This is a genomic window from Kineococcus endophyticus (assembly GCF_040796495.1).
In the GTDB taxonomy this organism is placed as follows: Bacteria; Actinomycetota; Actinomycetes; order Actinomycetales; family Kineococcaceae; genus Kineococcus; species Kineococcus endophyticus.
In genome coordinates this window covers 244,361-262,869 of the sequence record NZ_JBFNQN010000005.1, presented here as the reverse complement: position 1 = coordinate 262,869, position 18,509 = coordinate 244,361, and the positions used below count along the sequence as shown (strand labels likewise).

Here is an 18,509-nt window from a genome sequence, read left to right as displayed (position 1 = left end):
GTGCCCGAACTGCCCGAGGTCGAGGTCGTCCGCCGTGGGGTCGCCCGGTGGGTCGTCGGCCGCACGGTGCGCTCGGCGCGGTTCCTGCACCCCCGGGTGACGCGCCGCCACGTCGCGGGCCCCGAGGACGCCGTCGCCCGCACCGAGGGCCTCGTCGTCGCCGACGCCGTGCGCCGCGGGAAGTACCTCTGGCTGCCGCTGGCCACCCCCTCCGGTGACGCGGTGGACGCGATGGTCGTCCACCTCGGCATGAGCGGGCAGCTGCTCGTCGAGGCGGCGGACGCCCCGGCCGAGAAGCACCTGCGGGCCGTGTGGGAGTTCGACGACGACCGCGAGGACCTGCGCTTCGTCGACCAGCGCACGTTCGGCGGCGTCGCCGTCGTCCCGCTCGTCGGCGTGGCCGACGGAGGGCTCGGCGGCCGGGGGGAGTCCGTGGACGCGCCCTGGTCGCGGTTCGTGCCCGCCCCGGTCGCGCACATCGCCCGTGACCCCCTCGACCCGGCCTTCGACGACGCGCTGTTCGCGAAGCGGCTGCGGGACAAGACGACCGGCGTCAAGCGGGCGCTCCTGGACCAGACGCTCGTGTCCGGGGTCGGCAACATCTACGCCGACGAGGCGCTGTGGCGGGCGAAGCTGCACTACGCCCGCCCGACGCGGTCGACGACCCGTGCCCAGGCCGACGCGCTGCTCACCGGGCTGCGCGAGGTCATGACCGCCGCGCTCGCCGCGGGCGGCACGAGCTTCGACTCCCTCTACGTCAACGTCAACGGGGCGTCGGGGTACTTCGACCGGTCCCTCGCCGTGTACGGGCAGGAAGGGCGGCCGTGCCCGCGGTGCGGGTCCCTCGTGCGCCGCGACCCGTTCATGAACCGGTCGTCCTACTCCTGCCCCGGGTGCCAGCCGGTGCCGCGCACCGCGCACTGGTGAGGATCACGCCCGCCACAGCTGCGTGGGGTCGGCGGCCGGCCTGAACCCCAGCGCCTCCACGGCCGGGGCGACCTCGCCGAACCGGCGGCGAGCTCGCCCGGGCTGTGCGCGTCGGACCCGAACGCCAGGTCCCGGCCACCCTCCTCGCGCCACCACCGCACGACCCGCAGGTCCAGCGGCAGGGACGTGTTCACCTCCAGGGCCCGCCCGCTGGCGGCCAGCGCGGACAGCGTGTGCCGCAACGGTTCCTCGAACTCGTCCCAGGGAAGGGGGAGGTCCGCTGGCCAGTGCCGCAGCGGGTGGTCGACGTGGCCGAGGACGTGGAACGGCACGTCGGCCGCGACCATGTCGCGGACCTCGGCCCAGTAGGAGAGGACGACGTCCAGCGCCGAGCGCTGGGCGTACGCGGGGTCGACCTCGCAGAACTCCCCGGGCGCCGCGAGGTCGGGCAGGGCGTGGATCGATCCGACGATCCGCTCGAACCCCTGGCGCCGCAGCAGGTCCGCGACCTCGTCCGGGCGCCGGTGACCCGCGTCCAGTTCGATGCCGAGGCGGATCGTCAGTTCGCCGAAGAGGTGGCGGCACCGCTCGACCTCGGCGACGTACGCCTCCACCTCCAGGGGGGCGGCGAGGAACCTTCCGTGCGCGTCCAGTGTGGCGCGGACCCCCTCGGGGCGGTCCCACCCGCCGGGCGGAAGCGACCAGGGTTCGAGGTCGACGTGCTCGGTGAAGGAGACGGCGGGCAGGCCGAGCTCCACCGCGCGGCGGCACGTGCCCTCCATGTCGCCGTCGAAGGCGTCGTAGGAGAAGCGGCTGTGGACGTGGTCGTCGGCCGGAAGGGGGTTCACGGGGCTCCTCGGGCGCGGGCGAGCAGGGCTTCGACGGCGTGGGCCTTCGCCGCCTGGCACCCGGCCCGGTCGTGGGGGAGCAGGTGCGCCGCAGCCCTCTTCACCGCCGCGTAGACCAGGGCGTCGGCGGGGTGGGACCGGAGGTGGTCCCGCAGGTCGACGTGGTCGCGGTGCGCCGGGCTGCCGTCCACGACGACGTACAGGTGGTGGGGCGGGAGACCGGGCCGCGCCGCGAAGGCGTCCCGGCCCTCGATCCCGAGGTCGCCCTCGGGTCGCCAGCCGGCGCCGGCCAACGCCTGCCCGGCGGCGCGGCGTGCGGTCGCGTCCGGGACCACCACGTCGACGTCCAGGACGGGTTTCGCGGCCAGGCCCGGCACCGCGGTCGACCCGACGTGCTCGACGGTCACCGCCAGGTCGCCGACGACCGGCGGCAGGGCGTCCCCGGAGGAGGGAGAACTGCGCCGGCCACGAGGGGTCGGCCTCGACGACGCTCACGCGGAACCCGGCGGGGGTCTGCCCGGGCCCGTCGTCGGGGCGGCCTGCCGCGACGGGCGCACCGGTGCGGTGGCGGCTCACGCTTCCTCCTCGGTCGGGAGCTGTCGGCGGCCCGCGGAGGTGTTCCCACGCCGTCGGACCGGCGTGGAATCGGCCGGGACGTCGCTCCTACGACCGCCGCGCCGGTCCCACGGCTGCACACACGGGGACCGGGCACGGGGTCGGGCGTGGGACCACGCGTGGGTGTGTCCTCGGCGTCGTGGCGAGCCCGCCCCGACGGAACGGGGGCTCCCCGGTGACGGTCATCGTCACCGGGGAGCCCCCGTTCCACTCCGGGCACCTCACCCCTTGAGCGCGCCACCGAAGTTGAACGCCCCGCCGAGGCGGCGGGAGAGGACGACGTACAGGACGACGACGGGGAGCGTGTAGAGCACCGAGTACGCCGCCAGCTGTCCCCACTGGACGGAGCCGTACTGGCCGAAGAAGGTGAAGATGCTCACCGAGGCCGGCAGGCGGTCGGGGGACAGGAGCAGGACGAAGGGGACGAAGAAGTTCCCCCACATCCCGATGAACGTGAAGATGAGGACGACGGACAACCCCGGCCACATGAGCGGCAGGACGATGTACCGCAGCGTCTGCATCGAACTGGCGCCGTCGGTCCAGGCCGCCTCCTCCAGCGTGATCGGCACCCCGTCCATGAAGTTCTTCGTGAGGAAGATGGAGAACGGCAGGGCCGTCGTCGCCATGAAGGCGATCGTGCCGCCGAGGGTGTCGATGAGGTTGAGCTGCACGAACAGGCCGTACACGGGGACCATGATGGCCGTGATCGGCAGACCCGTGCTGAACAGGATCGTCAACAGGAACGGCCGCTTGTACCGCGTCTCGAACCGGGACAGCGGGTAGGCCGCGAGCGTCGCGACGACGATCGCGATGGCGGCCGAGCCGACGCACAGGACGAGCCCGTTCCACATCGGCCGGTAGGTCGTCTCCGGCGTCATGACGGCGCGGAAGTTGTCCAGGCCGAAGGTCGACCCGCTGGGCAGTTCCAGCTTGAGTCCGGCGTCGGAGTTGAAGGCCGCGAAGAGGACCCACAGCAGCGGGACGAGGAACATCAGCCCGATGACCGACGTCACGACGTTCGCGAGGACCGTGGCGACCCAGGTGCGGGGGCCGCGGCCGTGACCGGACGCCGAGGACGACGTGCCGGAGGCCACCAGGGGGGCGGGGGTCTGTGTGGTCATGAGGGCCTCAGTCCTCGCGCAGCAGGCGCATGTAGAGGATGGAGAACACGGCGCCGACCGCGAGCAGGACGAGCGCGATGGCCGTCCCGTACCCGATCTGGCTGAACGAGAACGCCTGTTCGTACATGTAGAGCGGGAGGGTCTGGCTCTTCGTCCCCGGGCCACCCTTGGTCATCGTGTAGATGAGGCCGAAGACCGACAGCGTCTGCAGCGTGATGAGCATGAGGTTCGTCGTGACGGTGCGCTTGATCATCGGCACCGTGACGTACCGCAGCCGTCGCCACCCGGTGGCCCCGTCCATCTCGGCGGCCTCCTCGATCTCGGCCGGGATCTCCGAGAGCGCCGCGTTGTAGACGAGCATCGAGAAGGCCGTCCCGCGCCAGACGTTGGCGAGGGAGACCGCGATGATCGGCAGCGTGTAGAGCCAGTTCTGCCCGAGACCGAACCGCCCGAGGATCTCGTTGAACGTCCCGTCCTGGGCGAGGAAGGCGTACCAGACGTAGCCGGCGACGACCTCGGGGATGACCCAGGCACCGATGACGGTGATGCCCACGAGCGTCCGGACGACCTTCACGGACCGCTTCTGCAGCAGCGCCAGGGCCAGGCCGAGCAGGTTCTGCCCGACGACGGCCGAGAGGAACGTGAAGACGAGCGTCAGGACGACCGAGTTGGCGAACGCGTCGCTGCTGAAGGCGGCCCGGAAGTTGTCCAGGCCGACGAACTTGGTCTCGCCCGATCCTGCGCCGGTCAACGCGATGTTCGTGAACGCCGCGTAGACGCACCACAGGATCGGGCCCGCCAGGAACACCAGCAGCAGCACGATCGCCGGTGTGAGGGGGAGTGCCCGGGCGATGTCGACCTTGACCGGGTGCGTCCTGCGCCGCAGGTCCGGTCCTGCCGGAGCTCCCGGTCGTGTCACCGTGGCCATGGGTCCTCCTTCCTGCGACTCAGAGCGTCGCGGTCTTGTCCTCGCCGACGATGCCCTTGACGGCCTCGTCGTAGGCCTTGGCGGCGTCCGCGGGGCTGGCCTGGCCGGTGACGACGGCCTCCATCGCGACCTGGATCTCGTTGGAGACGCGCGGGTAGTCGGTGTTCTGCGGCCGGTACTGGGTGACCGGGACGAGGCTGGAGAAGAACTCCAGCGTCGGGTTGGAGCCGGTGTAGCTCGCGTCGGCGGCGACGTCCTTGCGGACGGCGACGGCGGCGGAGTTGATGTTGTAGCGGAGGTTGTTGTCGAACGAGGTCAGGGTGGAGATGACGTTCCACGCGTTGTCCGCGTTGGACGCGTTCTTCGTCATGGCCCACGTCCAGCCACCGGACATCGAGATCTTGCCGTCGCCCGAGCCGTCCTTCGTCGGCATCGGCGCCTGGGCCATGACGTCGTTCCACTGCTCCCAGGGCGCGCCGCCGGTCGTGAGCCAGTTGCTGGACTGCCACGACCCGTCGAGGGCGATGGCGAGCTGGCCCTTGGGGAGGAACTCCTCCGAGACGCGGTTGCCGATCTGGGCGTCGAGGGCGACCGAGGGGTCCGGGGCGAGCTTCTCGTCGAAGATCGTCTTGATGAACTGCAGCGCGTCGACGAACTCGGGGCTGCCGACGTTCCACTTGTCCTTGCTCGGGTCGTAGAGCGTCGAACCGGTGCCGTAGAACAGCATCTCGAAGCCCTGCATCGAGGCGGCCTCGCCGGCCGCCTTGCCTGCGTAGACGTTGATCGGGGTGACGTTCGGCAGCTTGCCCTTGATCTCGCGGCAGGCGGTGAGGATGTCGTCCCAGCTCTTCGGCGCCCACGCCTCGGGCAGCCCGGCCTGGCTCAGCAGGTCCTTGTTGAACCACAGGGCGCGGGTGTCGGTGCCGTCGGGGATGCCGTACGTCTTGCCGTCCTGCGCCTTGGCGGCGCCCTTGGCGACGTCCTGGAACTGGTCCCACTGGTCCCACTTGCCCAGCCAGGTGTCCAGCGGCTGCAGGTACCCGGCGGTGATGTCGGAGTTGATGAGGAACGTGTCCTCGTACACGACGTCCGGCGAGGTGCGCGGCGAGCGCATCATCAGCTGGAGCTTGGTGTAGTAGTCGTTCTCGGAGGCGACGATCGGGACGAGCTCCATCGTCTTGCCCGAGTTGGCCTTCTCGTACGCGGTCTTCACCGTGCCGAGGTAGTCCTTCATGACGGTGCCGGAGCCCCACTGCTGGTAGGCGACCTTCGTCGTCCCACCGGCGGACCCCCCGCCGCTGTCCGAGCCACCGCCGCAGGCGGCGGTGGCGAGCGCTGTGCCGGCACCCAGGCCGGCGATCGACAAGAAGCTGCGACGACGCACAACCCACTCCCTCGTGGCGGTGTTCCGTGTCCGGAGTCCTGCACGGCCCTCTCGTCGGGCCGTGCGAGGAAACTAAATCCAGTGGATTGACCGTGTCAACGGATCCGGCGCATCATTCTGAGAACGATCCCAACGGGGTCGCCGAGCGCGAGGAGGCGCGGTGCGACGAGGCACGAACCTGCCGTGGGTGGGGGACTACAACCAGGCCGTGGTGCTGGACGGCATCCGGCGTCACCCGGGGACGTCCCGGACCGAGCTCGCGGCCGCCACCGGGCTGACGCTGCAGACGGTGTCCAACATCGTGCGCCGGCTGCTGGACCGCGGACTGGTCCAGGAGGGGGTGCCCGCGGGGGCCCGGGGGAGCCTGGCTCCCGCGCGCACCCGCGCCGGGGGCAAGCCGCGCACCGCGCTGTCCGTGCGGCCCGGCCAGGCCCTGGCCGTCGGGGTGCAGTTCGAGCGCGAGCACGTCGACGCGGTGCTGCTGGACCTGTCGGGGGAGCTGCTGGCGAGCGTGCGCGAGCAGCTGCCCGACCCGACGGGCCCGGCCGCCTCGGTGCGCCCGGCCGTGGGGCACGCCACGCATGCCGTCCGCCGGCTCGTCGACGGCAGCGGGTGCGCGGACGCCGTCCTGGGGGTCGGCGTCGCCGCCCCCGGCCCGATCGACTTCACCGGCCCCGTCCGCAGCTCGGCCATCAACCTGCCCGGCTGGCGCGGGGTCGCGATCGCCGACCTGCTCGCGGCCTCGACCGGCCTGCCGGTCCTCGTCGAGAACGACGCCACCGCGGCCGCCGTCGGGGACCTGTGGCGGTCCCCGCGGGTGGGCCGCAGCTTCCTCTACCTCCACGTCGGGGCCGGCATCGGCGGCGGCGTCGTCGTGCGCGACGAGGTGCTGCGGGGGGAGTCGGGCAACGCCGGCGAGGTCGGGCACGTCGTCGTCGAGCCCGACGGGCCGGCCTGCTCCTGCGGAGCCCGGGGCTGCCTGGAGGCGGTGGCCGCACCGGTCGCCGTCGTCCGCCGGTACGGCGAGCGCGTGGGGGCGGCCGCGGCCCGGGCCGCGGGACTGCGCCTGGCCGAGCACACCGTCCTCGACGACCACGACCGGCTGGAACTGCTGGCCCGGGGCGGCGACGCGGTGGCCGACGAGGAGCTGGCGCGCGCCGCGGGCGCCGTCGCCCGGGCCGTGCTCGGGGTCGTGAACGTCGTCGACGTCAGCGAGGTCGTCCTCGGCGGCGGAGGCCTGCGGCGGACGGGGGAGCGCGTGCGGGAGGCGGTGCGCCGCGGGCTCGGGGTGGCGATGACGCGCGAGGTCCACCCCGTGACGGTCCGCTCCGGGGAGGCCGGTGAGCTCGCCGGGGCCCTCGGCGCGGCGAGCGCCGTCCTGCACGAGGCGCTGTCCTCGACGTGGACCGGCGTCCACGTCCCCGACCGGGAGATCGTCATCTCCCCGGTGGCGCCCGTGCACTGAGCGGGGGACCGGTGCCGGATCTGGCAGGATGCGCCGGGGCCCGAGGACCCCGCCCGTCAGCGGGCCCGTCCGCCCCGTCCACTCCGCTCGCGCAGTCCGACCCGAAGGTTCCGATGGCCGTCACCGCCGCCCCGTCCGCGCTCGACCGCTGGTTCGAGATCAGTGCCCGCGGCTCCACCGTCGGCCGCGAGGTCCGCGGGGGGCTGGCGACGTTCTTCACGATGGCCTACATCGTCGTGCTGAACCCGCTCATCATCGGCACCCAGCCGGACAGCACGGGGCACTACCTCGGTGGGGGCACCTCCCCGAACCTCGCGGCCGTCGCCGCCGGGACCGCCCTCGTCGCGGGCGTGGTCACCCTGCTCATGGGGGCCGTCGCGAACTACCCGCTCGCCCTCGCGACGGGGCTGGGGCTCAACGCCTTCCTGGCCTTCGGCGTGGCCAAGCTGCCGGGCATGACGTGGCCCGACGCGATGGGCCTCGTCGTCATCGAGGGCCTGCTGATCCTCGTGCTGGTCCTCACCGGGCTGCGCCAGGCCGTGTTCCGCGCCGTGCCGGCCCCGCTCAAGACGGCCATCAGCGTGGGCATCGGGCTGTTCATCACGATCGTCGGCCTCGTCGACGCCGGGTTCGTCCGTGCCGGGAGCGGCACACCGCTCGAGCTGGGCATCGGCGGGTTCCTCGCCGGCTGGCCCACCCTCGTCTTCGTCGTCGGGCTCGTCCTCATCCTCGTGCTCATGGCCCGCGGCGTCCGCGGGGCGATCCTCGGCGGGATCGTGGTCGCGACCGCGCTCGCCCTCGTCGTCGAGGCCGTCGCGCACCTGGGTCCGCGCACGGGTGCGGACGGCTCGGTCGCCAACCCGCGCGCCTGGGGCCTCAACGTCCCCGCGCTGCCGGACTCCTGGATCGACACCCCGGACTTCGCGACGCTGGGGCACTTCTCGCTCCTGGGGTCCTTCGAGCGCATCGGCTGGGTGACCGTCGTGCTGCTCGTCTTCACCCTCATGCTGGCCGACTTCTTCGACACCATGGGCACCGTCGTCGCCATCGGCGCCGAGGGCGACCTGCTCGACGAGAACGGCAACCCCCCGCGCATGAAGCGCATCCTCGTCGTCGACTCCCTGGCCGCGGCGGCCGGCGGTGCGGGCGGCGTCTCGAGCAACACCAGCTTCATCGAGTCGGCCACCGGCGTCGGCGAGGGGGCCCGCACAGGCCTGGCCAGCGTCGTCACCGGCATCGCGTTCCTGCTGACGACGTTCCTGGCGCCGATCGTCTCGATCGTCCCCTACGAGGCCGCGACCCCCGCGCTCGTCGTCGTCGGGTTCCTCATGATGACCCAGGTCAAGGGCATCGACTGGGCCGACTTCGAGATCGCCGTCCCGGCGTTCCTGACGATCGTCCTCATGCCGTTCACGTACTCGATCAGCGCGGGCATCGGGGCGGGGTTCGTCGCCTTCGTCCTGCTGAAGGTCGCCCGCGGCCGCGCCCGCGCGGTGCACCCGGTCATGTGGGTCGTGGCGGCGCTGTTCGTCGTCTACTTCGCGATCGACCCGATCAAGCAGGTCCTCGGCGTCGCCTGACCCGCGGGCCGGCGACGCCGAGGCGGCGTTCAGCTCCCGAGCGGGCGGGGGGCCAGCCGCTGCAGCTGAGTGACGTGGGCGGGGGTCAGCTCCTCCACGCTCGTCACCTGCAGCAGCTTCATGGTGCGGACGACCTGGTCGGACAGGATCGCGATGGCGCGGTCCACCCCGGCCCGGCCCCCGGCCATCAGACCGTAGAGGTAGGCACGGCCGACGAGCGTGAAGCGCGCGCCCATCGCGATCGAGGCGACGACGTCGGCCCCGTTCATGATCCCCGTGTCCACGGCGACCTCGGTGTCGCGGCCGACCTCGCGCACCACCTGCGGCAGGAGGTGGAACGGGATGGGCGCGCGGTCCAGCTGCCGCCCGCCGTGGTTGGACAGGACGATCCCGTCGACGCCGAGGTCGGCCAGGCGGCGGGAGTCCTCGACGTTCTGGACGCCCTTGACGACGAGCTTGCCGGGCCACATGCCGCGGATCTCGGCGAGGTCGTCGTAGTCGATCGAGGGGTCCATCGCGTAGTCGAGCAGTTCCCCGACCGTGCCGCCGGTCTCGGTGAGGGAGGCGAACTCGAGCTTGCGGGTGGTGAGGAAGTCGAACCACCAGCCCGGACGGGTGGCGGTGTCCAGGACGGTGGAGACCGTCAGCTGCGGGGGGATGGAGAACCCGTTGCGCTTGTCGCGCAGGCGGGCCCCGGCGATCGGGGTGTCGACCGTGAACATCAGGGTGTCGAACCCGGCGGCCGCGGCGCGCTCGACGAGGCCGTAGGAGATCTCCCGCTTGCGCATGACGTAGAGCTGGAACCAGTTCCGGCCCGTCGGGTTGGCGGCCTTGACGCCCTCGATGGTCGTGGTGCCCAGGGTCGAGAGGGTGAAGGGGATGCCCGCGGCCCCGGCGGCGCCCGCGCCGGCCTCCTCGCCCTCGGTCTGCATGAGGCGGGTGAACCCGGTGGGCGCGATGCCGAACGGCAGGGCGGCCGGCCCGCCCCAGATCGTCGTGGACGTGTCGACCTTCGAGACGTCGCGCAGGATCGAGGGGTGGAACTCCACGTCGCTGAAGGCCTGCCGGGCCCGGGCGAGCGAGATCTCGCCCTCGGCGGAGCCGTCGGTGTAGTCGAAGGCGGCCCGCGGCGTCCGGCGCTTGGCGATGAGCCGCAGGTCCTCGATGGTCAGTGCGGCGTCCAGGCGGCGCTTGCGGCCGTCGAGCTGCGGCTTCTTGAACCCGACGAGGTCCAGCAGTTCGCGGGGGTTCGGGGCCTGGCGCTTCACGACACTCCTCCGTTGGTGTGCTGCAGTGCGGTACCGGTGCGGGGTGGGACCGTCACCAGGTCGGCAGTCTGCCGCACCAGGGCGCGCAGGGTCTCCAGCGACCCCGGCAGGTCGCCGGCGGCGCGCGCCTGGACGAGGACGTTCCCCAGGGCCGTCGCCTCCACCGGGCCGGCGACCACCGGCAGCCCGCAGGCGTCGGCCGTGAGCCGGCACAGCAGGCCGTTCCTGGCCCCGCCACCGACGAGGTGGACGACGCGGACGTCCCGGCCGGACAGCCGGACGGCGTCGGCGACCGACCGGGCGAAGGCGGCGGCCAGGCTCTCCAGCACGCAGCGCACGACCTCCGCGCGGGCGGCGGGGGCACGTCCGCCCGCCTCCTCGACGAGGGTGCGCACCCGAGCGACCATCGGGCCGGGCGGCAGCAGCCGCGGGTCGTCGACGTCGACGAGCGGCCCGCCGGGGGCGACGTCGGCGGCCGCGGCGAGCAGCGCGGTGAGGTCGACCGGACCGCGCTGACCGGGTTCGGCCTCCCACTCCGCGACGCACTGCTGCAGGACCCACAGGCCCATGACGTTGCGCAGGTAGCGGATCCGGTCGTCGACGCCGCGCTCGTTGGTGAAGTTCGCGGCGGCGGAGTCCGCCGTCAGGACCGGTTCCTCCAGCTCGACCCCGACCAGGCCCCACGTGCCGCAGGCGATGTAGGCGAAGGCCTCGTCCTGGGCGGGGACGGCGACGACGGCCGAGGCGGTGTCGTGGGAGCCGACCGCCACGAGCCGCGTCCCCGCACCGAGCCCGGAGTCGGCCAGGACCTCGCGTCGCAGCCCGCCCAGGACCGTGCCGGGGTCGTGGACCGCGGGCAGCAACCCGGGACGGATGCCGGCGAGGTCGACGAGGTCGGGCGCCCAGCGGCCGGTGCGGACGTCCGCCAACCCCGTCGTGGACGCGTTGGTCGCCTCGGCCCCCTGCACGTCGGCCAGCCAGTGCCCGAAGAGGTCCGGCAGGAGCAGCAGCCGGTCGGCCACTTCCAGCAGCCGGCCCTCGGCCACGAGCTGGTACAGCGTCGTGAAGGGCAGGTGCTGCAGACCGTTGCGGCGGTACAGGTCCGCCGCGGGGACCCGGGCGTGGACCCGGTCGGCCACGCCGTCCGTGCGGCCGTCGCGGTAGTGCCGGGGTGTGCCCAACAGCGTCCCGTCGGCTGCGAGCAGCCCGTAGTCGACGGCCCAGGTGTCGACGGCGACCGAGGACGCGTCCGCGGTGTGCCGGGCGACGGCGCGCAGGCCCGTCCGGACCTGCTGCCAGAGGCCGACGGCGTCGGTGAACCACGACCCGGCCACGGGCACCGGGCCGTTGGCGAAGCGGTGGACCTGCTCCAGACCGAGGACCCCGGGACCGGCCGAGCCGACCATGACGCGGCCGCTGGAGGCCCCGAGGTCCACGGCGACGTGGACGGACATCGAGCCTCCTCCTAGCGCAGGAACGCGGCGGCGACGCCGGCGTCGACGGGGACGTGCAGACCGGTGGTGTGGGACAGTTCGCCGGCGGTGAGCACGAAGACGGCGTTCGCGACGTGCTCGGGCAGGACCTCCCGCTTGAGCAGGGTGCGCTGGGCGTAGAAGTTCCCCAGGTCCTCCTCGGCGATCCCGTAGGTGGCGGCGCGCTGGGCGCCCCAGCCGCCGGCGAAGATCCCCGACCCGCGGACGACGCCGTCGGGGTTGACGCCGTTGACCTTGATGCCGTGCTCGCCGAGCTCGGCCGCCAGCAGCCGCACCTGGTGGGCCTGGTCGGCCTTGACCGCCGAGTACGCGATGTTGTTCGGGCCCGCGAACACGGAGTTCTTCGAGGCGATGTAGACGATGTCCCCGCCCAGGCCCTGCGCGATCAGGACCCGCGCGGCGGCCTGGGAGACGAGGAACGACCCCTTGGCCATGACGTCGTGCTGCAGGTCCCAGTCGCGTTCGGTCGTCTCCATCAGGGGTTTGGAGATCGACAGGCCGGCGTTGTTCACCACGAGGTCCAGCCCACCGAAGGCCAGGACGGCCTCGTCGACGGCGGCGCGGACGGCGTCGGGGTCCGACACGTCGGCGGCCACGCCCACGGCCACGTCGCTCGATCCGAGGTCCCCGGCGATCTCTCGGGCGGCGGCCTGCGCCTTCTCCAGGTCCAGGTCGGCGACGACGACGCAGGCGCCCTCCGCGGCGAGGCGGGTGGCGATGGCCTTGCCGATCCCCGACGCCGCCCCGGTGACGAGGGCGATGCGGGTGGCCAGGGGCCTCGGCTTCGGCATCCGCGCCAGCTTGGCCTCCTCCAGGGCCCAGTACTCGATGCGGAACTTCTCGCTCTCCTCGATGGGGGAGTAGGTGGAGACTCCCTCGGCACCGCGCATCACGTTGACCGCGTTGACGTAGAACTCCCCGGCGACGCGGGCGGTCTGGGCGTTGCGGCCGTAGGAGAACATCCCGACCCCGGGGACGAGGACGATGGCGGGGTCGGCGCCGCGCATCGCGGGGGAGTCCTGGGTCGCGTGCCGTTCGTAGTACGCGCGGTAGTCGGCGCGGTAGGCCTCGTGCAGCTCGGCCAACCGCGCGTGCACCTCCTCCAGGGAGGCGGTGGGGGGCAGGTCGAGGACGAGGGGTTTCACCTTCGTGCGCAGGAAGTGGTCGGGGCAGGAGGTGCCCAGCGCCGCGAGCCGCGGGTGCTCGGCGCGCGCGAGGAAGTCGAGCACGACGCCCGAGTCGGTGAAGTGCCCCACCTGCGGCGCGTCGCGGCTGGCGAGGCCGCGCAGCACGGGAGCCAGGGCGGCGGCGCGGGCGCGACGCTGCTCGACGGGCAGGGGTTCGTACCCGGGCAGGACCGGACCGAACGGTTCGGGCGCGGAGTTCTCGGCGAGGAAGCGTTCCGCGGTCTCGATGATCCACCGGGAGTTCGCCTCGGCGTCAGCGGAGGTGTCGCCCCAGGCGGTGATCCCGTGGCCACCCAGGACGGTGCCGACGGCCTGGGGGTTCTGCGCCTTCACCGCGGCGATGTCGAGCCCGAGCTGGAACCCGGGTCGGCGCCAGGGGACCCAGACGACCTTGTCACCGAACGCCTGCTCGGTGAGCTTCTCGCCGTCGGCGGCGCAGGCCAGGGCGATGCCGGCGTCGGGGTGCAGGTGGTCGACGTGGGCGGCGTCGACGAGGGCGTGCATGGCCGTGTCGATCGAGGGGGCGGCGCCGCCCTTGCCGAACAGGCAGTGGTCGAAGGCGGCGACCATCTCGTCCTCGCGCTCCACCCCCGGGTACACCGTGCGCAGGGCGCGGACGCGGTCCAGGCGCAGCACCGCCAGCCCGTCGGCCGTCAGGGTGCCGAGGTCGCCCCCGGACCCCTTGACCCACAGCAGGTCCACGGCGGTCCCGGTCACCGGGTCGGTCGCGGTGCCCTGAGCGGAGGTGTTCCCCCCGGCGTAGTTGGTGAACCGCGGGTCCGCGCCCAGGGCGTGCGAGCGCTCGAGCAGCTCGCGGACCGGGGCGGGGGTCTGGTCGGGAGTGCTCACGCGCCCCACCCCGCCTGCGTCCCGCCGATCCGCTCGCCCGCGGTCCGCTGCAGGTAGCCCGAGGCCTTGAACGCCGCCATCGGGTCCGGGTCCAGTCCGCTGCTCTCGCGCAGTTCGGCCAGGAGCGGGCGAACGTCGGTGTGGTAGGCGTCCATGAGGACGTCGTGGGCGCCGAGGACGTCGCCGGCGTGCTGCGCCGCGCGCAGGGCGTCGCGGTCGACGAGCAGCGCCTTCGCGGTCGCCTGCTGCACGTTGGTCACCGAGCGGATCTGGCCGGGGATCTTGTCCTCGACGTTGTGGCACTGGTCGAGCATGAAGTTGACGCCCGGCCCGGCCGGGTCCCAGCCGGGGTCGGACGGAGTCCCCGGCGCCAGGGCCCCCGCACCGACGATCTCGTGCATGATCCGGAACAGCTGGAACGGGTCCGCGGCCCCGGCCATGAGGTCGTCGTCGGCGTAGAACCGGGAGTTGAAGTCGAAGGCCCCCAGCCGGCCGGCGCGCAGGAGCTGCACGACGATGAACTCGATGTTCGTCCCGGGGGCGTGGTGGCCGGTGTCGAGGACGACCTTGGCCCGCTCGCCCAGGGCCAGGCAGTGCAGCAGGGAGGTGCCCCAGTCCGGGACGTCGGTGGAGTAGAACGCCGGCTCGAAGAACTTGTACTCCAGCACCAGGCGCATGTCCTCGTCGAGCAGCGCGTAGACCTGCTGCAGGGACTCGGCGAGACGGTCCTGCCGTTCGCGCAGGTCGTCCTGGCCGGGGTAGTTGGTGCCGTCCGGCAGCCAGAGCTTGAGCTCCTTCGACCCCGTGGCGCGCATGACCTCGACGCACTCGGCGTGGTGGGCCACGGCCTTGGCGCGCACCCGCGGGTCGGCGTGGGTGAGGGAACCGAGCTTGTAGTCGTCGTGCTGGAACAGGTTGGCGTTGACCATCCCGATGCTCACGCCCAGGTCCGCGGCGTGGGCGGCGAGCTTGCCGTAGTCGTCGACGAGGTCCCAGGGGATGTGGAGGGACACGCGGGGGGCCACGCCGGTGTACTGGTGCACCTGGGCGGCGTCGCTCACCTTCTCGAACGGGTCGCGGGGGGTGCCCGGGGTGCCGAAGACCTTGAACCGCGTGCCGGAGTTGCCGAACGCCCACGAGGGCAGCTCGATCGCCTGCTGCCGCAGCGCGGCCAGGGCGCGCTCGCGGCGGGTTCCGGGGGTGCTCGAGGTCGGGCTCGTCTCGGCAGTCGTCATGCTCGTTCGCTCCTGCTCGCTGGGACCTCGCACGTGCCAGGGTCCACTCCGTCGGGGACGCCGTCACGGTAGACCGCCATTGACACGTTTCACAAGAGCCGGGTGACGGGACCCTGGCGCCGGAGGGGAGGCGTCGGGGGCCACGGCGTGCTCGATGCGGGGTGGGCGTGGTCGGGAAGGCGTTGTCCCGCACGTCGTCGCGCGGGTCCGAACGTGTCGTGCGGCCCCCGTGGGGGAGCGGCGGACGACAACGATCCGGCGAAGGTCGCGCGGAACCCTTGACTCCGTGCGGCGTCGTCCCCACACTCGGGCTTGCCGCTTTGAATCGTGTCAGGCGGAGCAAGAGCCGGCGCCGACGCCGGTCCGTGGTCTCGAAGAGGAGACGAACTCGTGACACGCACCTCCACCCCACGCCGGCCCGCGCGGCGCGTCCTCGCCTTCGCGGTCGCGCTGGCCCTCACCCCGCTGACGGCCTGCAGCGCCGGCAGCCTCGGCTCGTCCTCGGACTCCTCCGGCGACGGGACGACGATCACCTGGCTCACCGGCGCCGACGAGACGGCGCAGGCCACGGCGAAGTCGATCGTCGCGGCCTTCGAGAAGGCCAACCCCGGCATCACCGTCAAGCTCGACGGCAAGCCGGCCGGCGGCGACGGTGACAACCTCGTCAAGACCCGCCTGCAGACCGGCAGCATGGCCGACGTCTTCGACTACAACTCCGGGTCGCTGTTCCAGCAGATCGCCCCGGAGAAGAACCTCACCAAGCTCACGGGCGACGACGCCGTCGCGAAGGTCGACGACAGCTACGACGCCCAGGTGTCCGTCGGTCAGGACATGTACGGGGTGCCCTACGGCACCGCGTTCGGTGGCGGCGTCATGTACAACAAGAAGGTCTTCGAACAGCTCGGGATCCAGGTCCCGCAGACGTGGGCGGAGTTCACCGCCGCGGCCGACAAGATCAAGGCAGCGGGCATCGCCCCCGTCATCCAGACCTACGGCGAGACGTGGACCGCCCAGCTGCCCATCCTGGGCGACTTCCACAACATCGCGGCGGCCGAGCCGGACTGGGCGGAGGACTACACGGCCAACAAGGCCAAGGACGCCACCGACCCGGTCGCCCTCGCGGGGTTCCAGCACCTGCAGGAGATCCACGACAAGGGCTGGGCGAACGCCGACTTCGCCTCGGCCAAGGTGCCGGACGGCATGCGCCTGCTCGCCGACGGCAAGGGCGCCATGTACCCGATCCTGTCCGGCAACATCACCACGCTGGCCCAGGCCGCCCCCGACAAGGTGAACGACGTCGGGTTCTTCGCCCTGCCCGGCACCGACGCCGCCACCAACGGCCTGACGGCGTGGTTCCCCAACGGGGTCTACATCCCCAACACCACCAAGGACGCCAAGCTCGAGGCCTCCAAGAAGCTGCTGGCCTTCATCGCCAGCCCGGCCGGCTGCGACGCGCAGAGCCAGGCCAGCCCGCCCACCGGCCCTTACCTCGTCGAGGGCTGCACGCTGCCCTCGGACGTGCCGCAGGTGACCAAGGACGTGCAGGCCTACTTCGACGCGGACAAGCAGTCCCCGGCGCTGGAGTTCCTCTCCCCGGTCAAGGGGCCGAACCTGGAGCAGATCTGCGTCGAGGTGGGCTCGGGCATCACCCCGGCCACCGACGCGGCCAAGCTCTACGACCAGGACGTCCAGAAGCAGGCCCAGCAGCTCGGCCTCGAAGGTTGGTGACGGACGTGTCGGCGACCACCAGCTCCCCGCCGGGGACCGTGCGCGCAGGCGCCGGGGGTTCGCGCCGGCGCGACGGTCGCCGGCGCAGTCCGTACCCGCACTGGTTCTTCCTGCCCGCGGCGGTCGTCTACGCCGTGCTCTTCCTCGTCCCCACGCTGCTGTCGTTCTACTTCAGCCTGACGCGGTGGACGATCTTCTCCAGCGAGTTCATCGGCCTGGACAACTTCGCCCAGTTCTTCTCCGAGCCCGCCCTCACCAAGGGCTTCGTCAACACGTTCGTCTACGCCGTCGTCACGTCCGGGGCGAAGGTCGTCCTGGGCATGGCCCTCGGCCTGCTCCTGACGTCGCAGATCGTGGGGCGCGGGTACCTGCGCTCCGTGGTCTTCTTCCCGGTGCTGGTGTCGACCGTCGGGGTCGGCATCACGTTCCAGGTGCTGATGAACCCCGAGAAGGGCGTCATCAACCAGGCCCTGGGCGTCTTCGGGATCGACCAGGTCGGCTGGCTCACCAACCCCTCGCTCGCGCTGTTCTCGGTGGCCCTGGTGGACATCTGGAAGGGTGTGGGCCTGGCCACCGTCATCTACATGGCGGGGATCGTGTCCATCCCGAACGAGTACCGGGAGGCCGCCAAGGTCGACGGTGCCGGGGCCTGGACGACGTTCCGCAACATCGTCCTGCCGTTGTCGTGGCCCGCGACCTCGACGGTCGTCACGCTCTCGCTCATCGGCGGCCTGCGGTCCTTCGACCTCATCTGGGCCATGACCAAGGGCGGGCCGGGGTTCACCTCCGACGTCATCGCCTCGGTCATCTACAAGCAGTACCAGGCGGGGTTCTACGGCCTGTCGACGGCGGGGAACGTCATCCTGTTCATCGCCGTCACCGCCATCGTCATCCCGCTGACGCGGTTCCTGTCGAAGAAGGAGGTGGAGATGTGAGCACCCTGACCGGCACCACGGCGGCCGAGACCCTCAAGGCGCCGCGCGGACCGCGCGGCAACATCCGCACCGCCTCGGCCCTGTACCGCTGGGGCGTGGGCGGCCTGGCGGTCCTGGCCAGCGTCGTCGTCTTCCTCGTGCCGTTCGCCTTCATCGTCACCACGGCGCTCATGGACTCCCAGCAGGCGGGGGAGTTCGCCCTGGCCTGGCCGCGGAACCTGCAGTTCGTCGAGAACCTCGTCACGGTCCTGCAGACCCGCGACTACATCCTCGTCATCGCCTTCATCAACTCGACGATCCTCACGGTGGTCTCGGTCACCGCGCTCGTGGTGCTCGGGGCGATGGTGGCGTTCGTGCTGCAGCGCCGCCGCAGCCGCATCACGCCCCTGGTGAACTTCCTCGTCCTGGCCGGGCTCATCATGCCGCCGGCGGTCGTGCCGACGATCTGGGTGCTGCAGAAGCTCGGGTTGTTCGGCGGGATGCCGGGGCTGATCCTCGTCGAGATCGCCTACGGCCTGTCCTTCACCGTCCTGCTGTTCCGCGCTTTCCTCGGGACCATCCCGCGTGAGCTGGACGAGGCCGCCATCATCGACGGGGCCGGCCCGTTCCGGTTGTTCTTCCAGGTGGTCCTGCCGCTCCTGCGGCCCGTCACCGTGACGATCATCGTCGTGCAGTCGGTCAACATCTTCAACGACTTCACCAACCCGCTGTACTTCGCCCCCGGCGACGCCAACGCGACGGTCCAGCTGACGTTGTTCAACTTCCAGAGCCAGAACCTGACGTCCTACAACCTGCTCTTCATGGACATCCTGCTCATCACGATCCCGCCGCTGGTCATGTACCTGTTCTTCAACCGCCAGATCGTCGCCGGCATGACGTCCGGCGCCGTCAAGGGCTGACGACCGGCGTCCGTCCGATCCACCCCAGCACCGACTCCCCGGAGGAA

15 protein-coding genes are annotated in these 18,509 nt (G+C 72.0%); 6 read left to right on the top strand and 9 right to left on the bottom strand.

Annotated elements, in window-relative coordinates; all coding sequences use genetic code 11:
- A complete protein-coding gene (gene mutM, locus AB1207_RS09015; RefSeq protein ID WP_367637722.1) occupies positions 1-927 on the top strand; it encodes a bifunctional DNA-formamidopyrimidine glycosylase/DNA-(apurinic or apyrimidinic site) lyase in 927 nt (308 codons plus the stop codon).
- Here the strand turns inward: mutM and AB1207_RS09010 are convergent.
- The 5 genes from AB1207_RS09010 to AB1207_RS08990 all read right to left on the bottom strand — a co-directional run bounded on the left by AB1207_RS09010 (position 879) and on the right by AB1207_RS08990 (position 5,823).
- Complete coding sequence (locus AB1207_RS09010; protein ID WP_367637721.1) at positions 879-1,775, bottom strand: PHP domain-containing protein; 897 nt, start codon at positions 1,773-1,775, stop codon at positions 879-881. The genes mutM and AB1207_RS09010 overlap by 49 nt on opposite strands.
- Complete coding sequence (locus AB1207_RS09005) at positions 1,772-2,182, bottom strand: GrpB family protein (protein ID WP_367637720.1); 411 nt, start codon at positions 2,180-2,182, stop codon at positions 1,772-1,774. Before AB1207_RS09005 ends, AB1207_RS09010 begins: the two co-directional genes overlap by 4 nt.
- A gap of 429 nt (positions 2,183-2,611) precedes the next feature.
- Positions 2,612-3,511 carry a carbohydrate ABC transporter permease gene (locus AB1207_RS09000; protein ID WP_367637718.1) on the bottom strand — a complete coding sequence of 300 codons (900 nt, stop codon included), beginning with the start codon at positions 3,509-3,511 and terminating at the stop codon, positions 2,612-2,614.
- Between the two features lie 7 nt (positions 3,512-3,518).
- Complete coding sequence (locus AB1207_RS08995) at positions 3,519-4,439, bottom strand: carbohydrate ABC transporter permease (protein WP_367637716.1); 921 nt, start codon at positions 4,437-4,439, stop codon at positions 3,519-3,521.
- Positions 4,440-4,458: 19 nt separating this feature from the next.
- Entirely contained in the window at positions 4,459-5,823 is a 1,365-nt protein-coding gene (locus AB1207_RS08990; RefSeq protein WP_367637715.1) for an extracellular solute-binding protein, read from the bottom strand.
- Between the two features lie 160 nt (positions 5,824-5,983).
- Between AB1207_RS08990 and AB1207_RS08985 the strand changes: the two genes are divergently transcribed.
- A complete protein-coding gene (locus AB1207_RS08985) occupies positions 5,984-7,288 on the top strand; it encodes an ROK family transcriptional regulator (RefSeq protein ID WP_367637714.1) in 1,305 nt (434 codons plus the stop codon).
- A 113-nt stretch (positions 7,289-7,401) separates the two neighbouring features.
- Positions 7,402-8,868 carry an NCS2 family permease gene (locus AB1207_RS08980; protein WP_367637713.1) on the top strand — a complete coding sequence of 489 codons (1,467 nt, stop codon included), beginning with the start codon at positions 7,402-7,404 and terminating at the stop codon, positions 8,866-8,868.
- Between the two features lie 29 nt (positions 8,869-8,897).
- Here AB1207_RS08980 and AB1207_RS08975 read toward each other — a convergent pair whose 3' ends face one another.
- The 4 genes from AB1207_RS08975 to rhaI are packed head-to-tail and all read right to left on the bottom strand — an operon-like array spanning position 8,898 to position 14,900.
- On the bottom strand, positions 8,898-10,136 hold the full coding sequence (locus AB1207_RS08975; RefSeq protein ID WP_367637712.1) for an alpha-hydroxy acid oxidase: 1,239 nt from the start codon (positions 10,134-10,136) through the stop codon (positions 8,898-8,900).
- Positions 10,133-11,590 (bottom strand): rhamnulokinase, encoded by a 1,458-nt coding sequence (locus AB1207_RS08970; protein WP_367637710.1) that lies wholly within the window; start codon positions 11,588-11,590, stop codon positions 10,133-10,135. Before AB1207_RS08970 ends, AB1207_RS08975 begins: the two co-directional genes overlap by 4 nt.
- Positions 11,591-11,601: 11 nt before the next feature.
- Complete coding sequence (locus AB1207_RS08965; RefSeq protein WP_437178896.1) at positions 11,602-13,674, bottom strand: bifunctional aldolase/short-chain dehydrogenase; 2,073 nt, start codon at positions 13,672-13,674, stop codon at positions 11,602-11,604.
- Positions 13,662-14,900, bottom strand: coding sequence for an L-rhamnose isomerase (gene rhaI, locus AB1207_RS08960; protein WP_367637708.1), 1,239 nt, complete (start codon positions 14,898-14,900; stop codon positions 13,662-13,664). Before rhaI ends, AB1207_RS08965 begins: the two co-directional genes overlap by 13 nt.
- 390 nt (positions 14,901-15,290) lie before the next feature.
- Between rhaI and AB1207_RS08955 the strand changes: the two genes are divergently transcribed.
- From AB1207_RS08955 to AB1207_RS08945, 3 genes are all read left to right on the top strand, one after another.
- The gene (locus tag AB1207_RS08955) at positions 15,291-16,628 is read left to right on the top strand and encodes an ABC transporter substrate-binding protein (RefSeq protein ID WP_367637707.1); all 1,338 of its coding nucleotides are present in this window, start codon (positions 15,291-15,293) and stop codon (positions 16,626-16,628) included.
- Between the two features lie 5 nt (positions 16,629-16,633).
- Complete coding sequence (locus tag AB1207_RS08950) at positions 16,634-17,563, top strand: carbohydrate ABC transporter permease (protein ID WP_437178895.1); 930 nt, start codon at positions 16,634-16,636, stop codon at positions 17,561-17,563.
- Positions 17,564-17,643: 80 nt separating this feature from the next.
- On the top strand, positions 17,644-18,462 hold the full coding sequence (locus AB1207_RS08945) for a carbohydrate ABC transporter permease (protein ID WP_437178901.1): 819 nt from the start codon (positions 17,644-17,646) through the stop codon (positions 18,460-18,462).
- Positions 18,463-18,509: the final 47 nt, after the last annotated feature.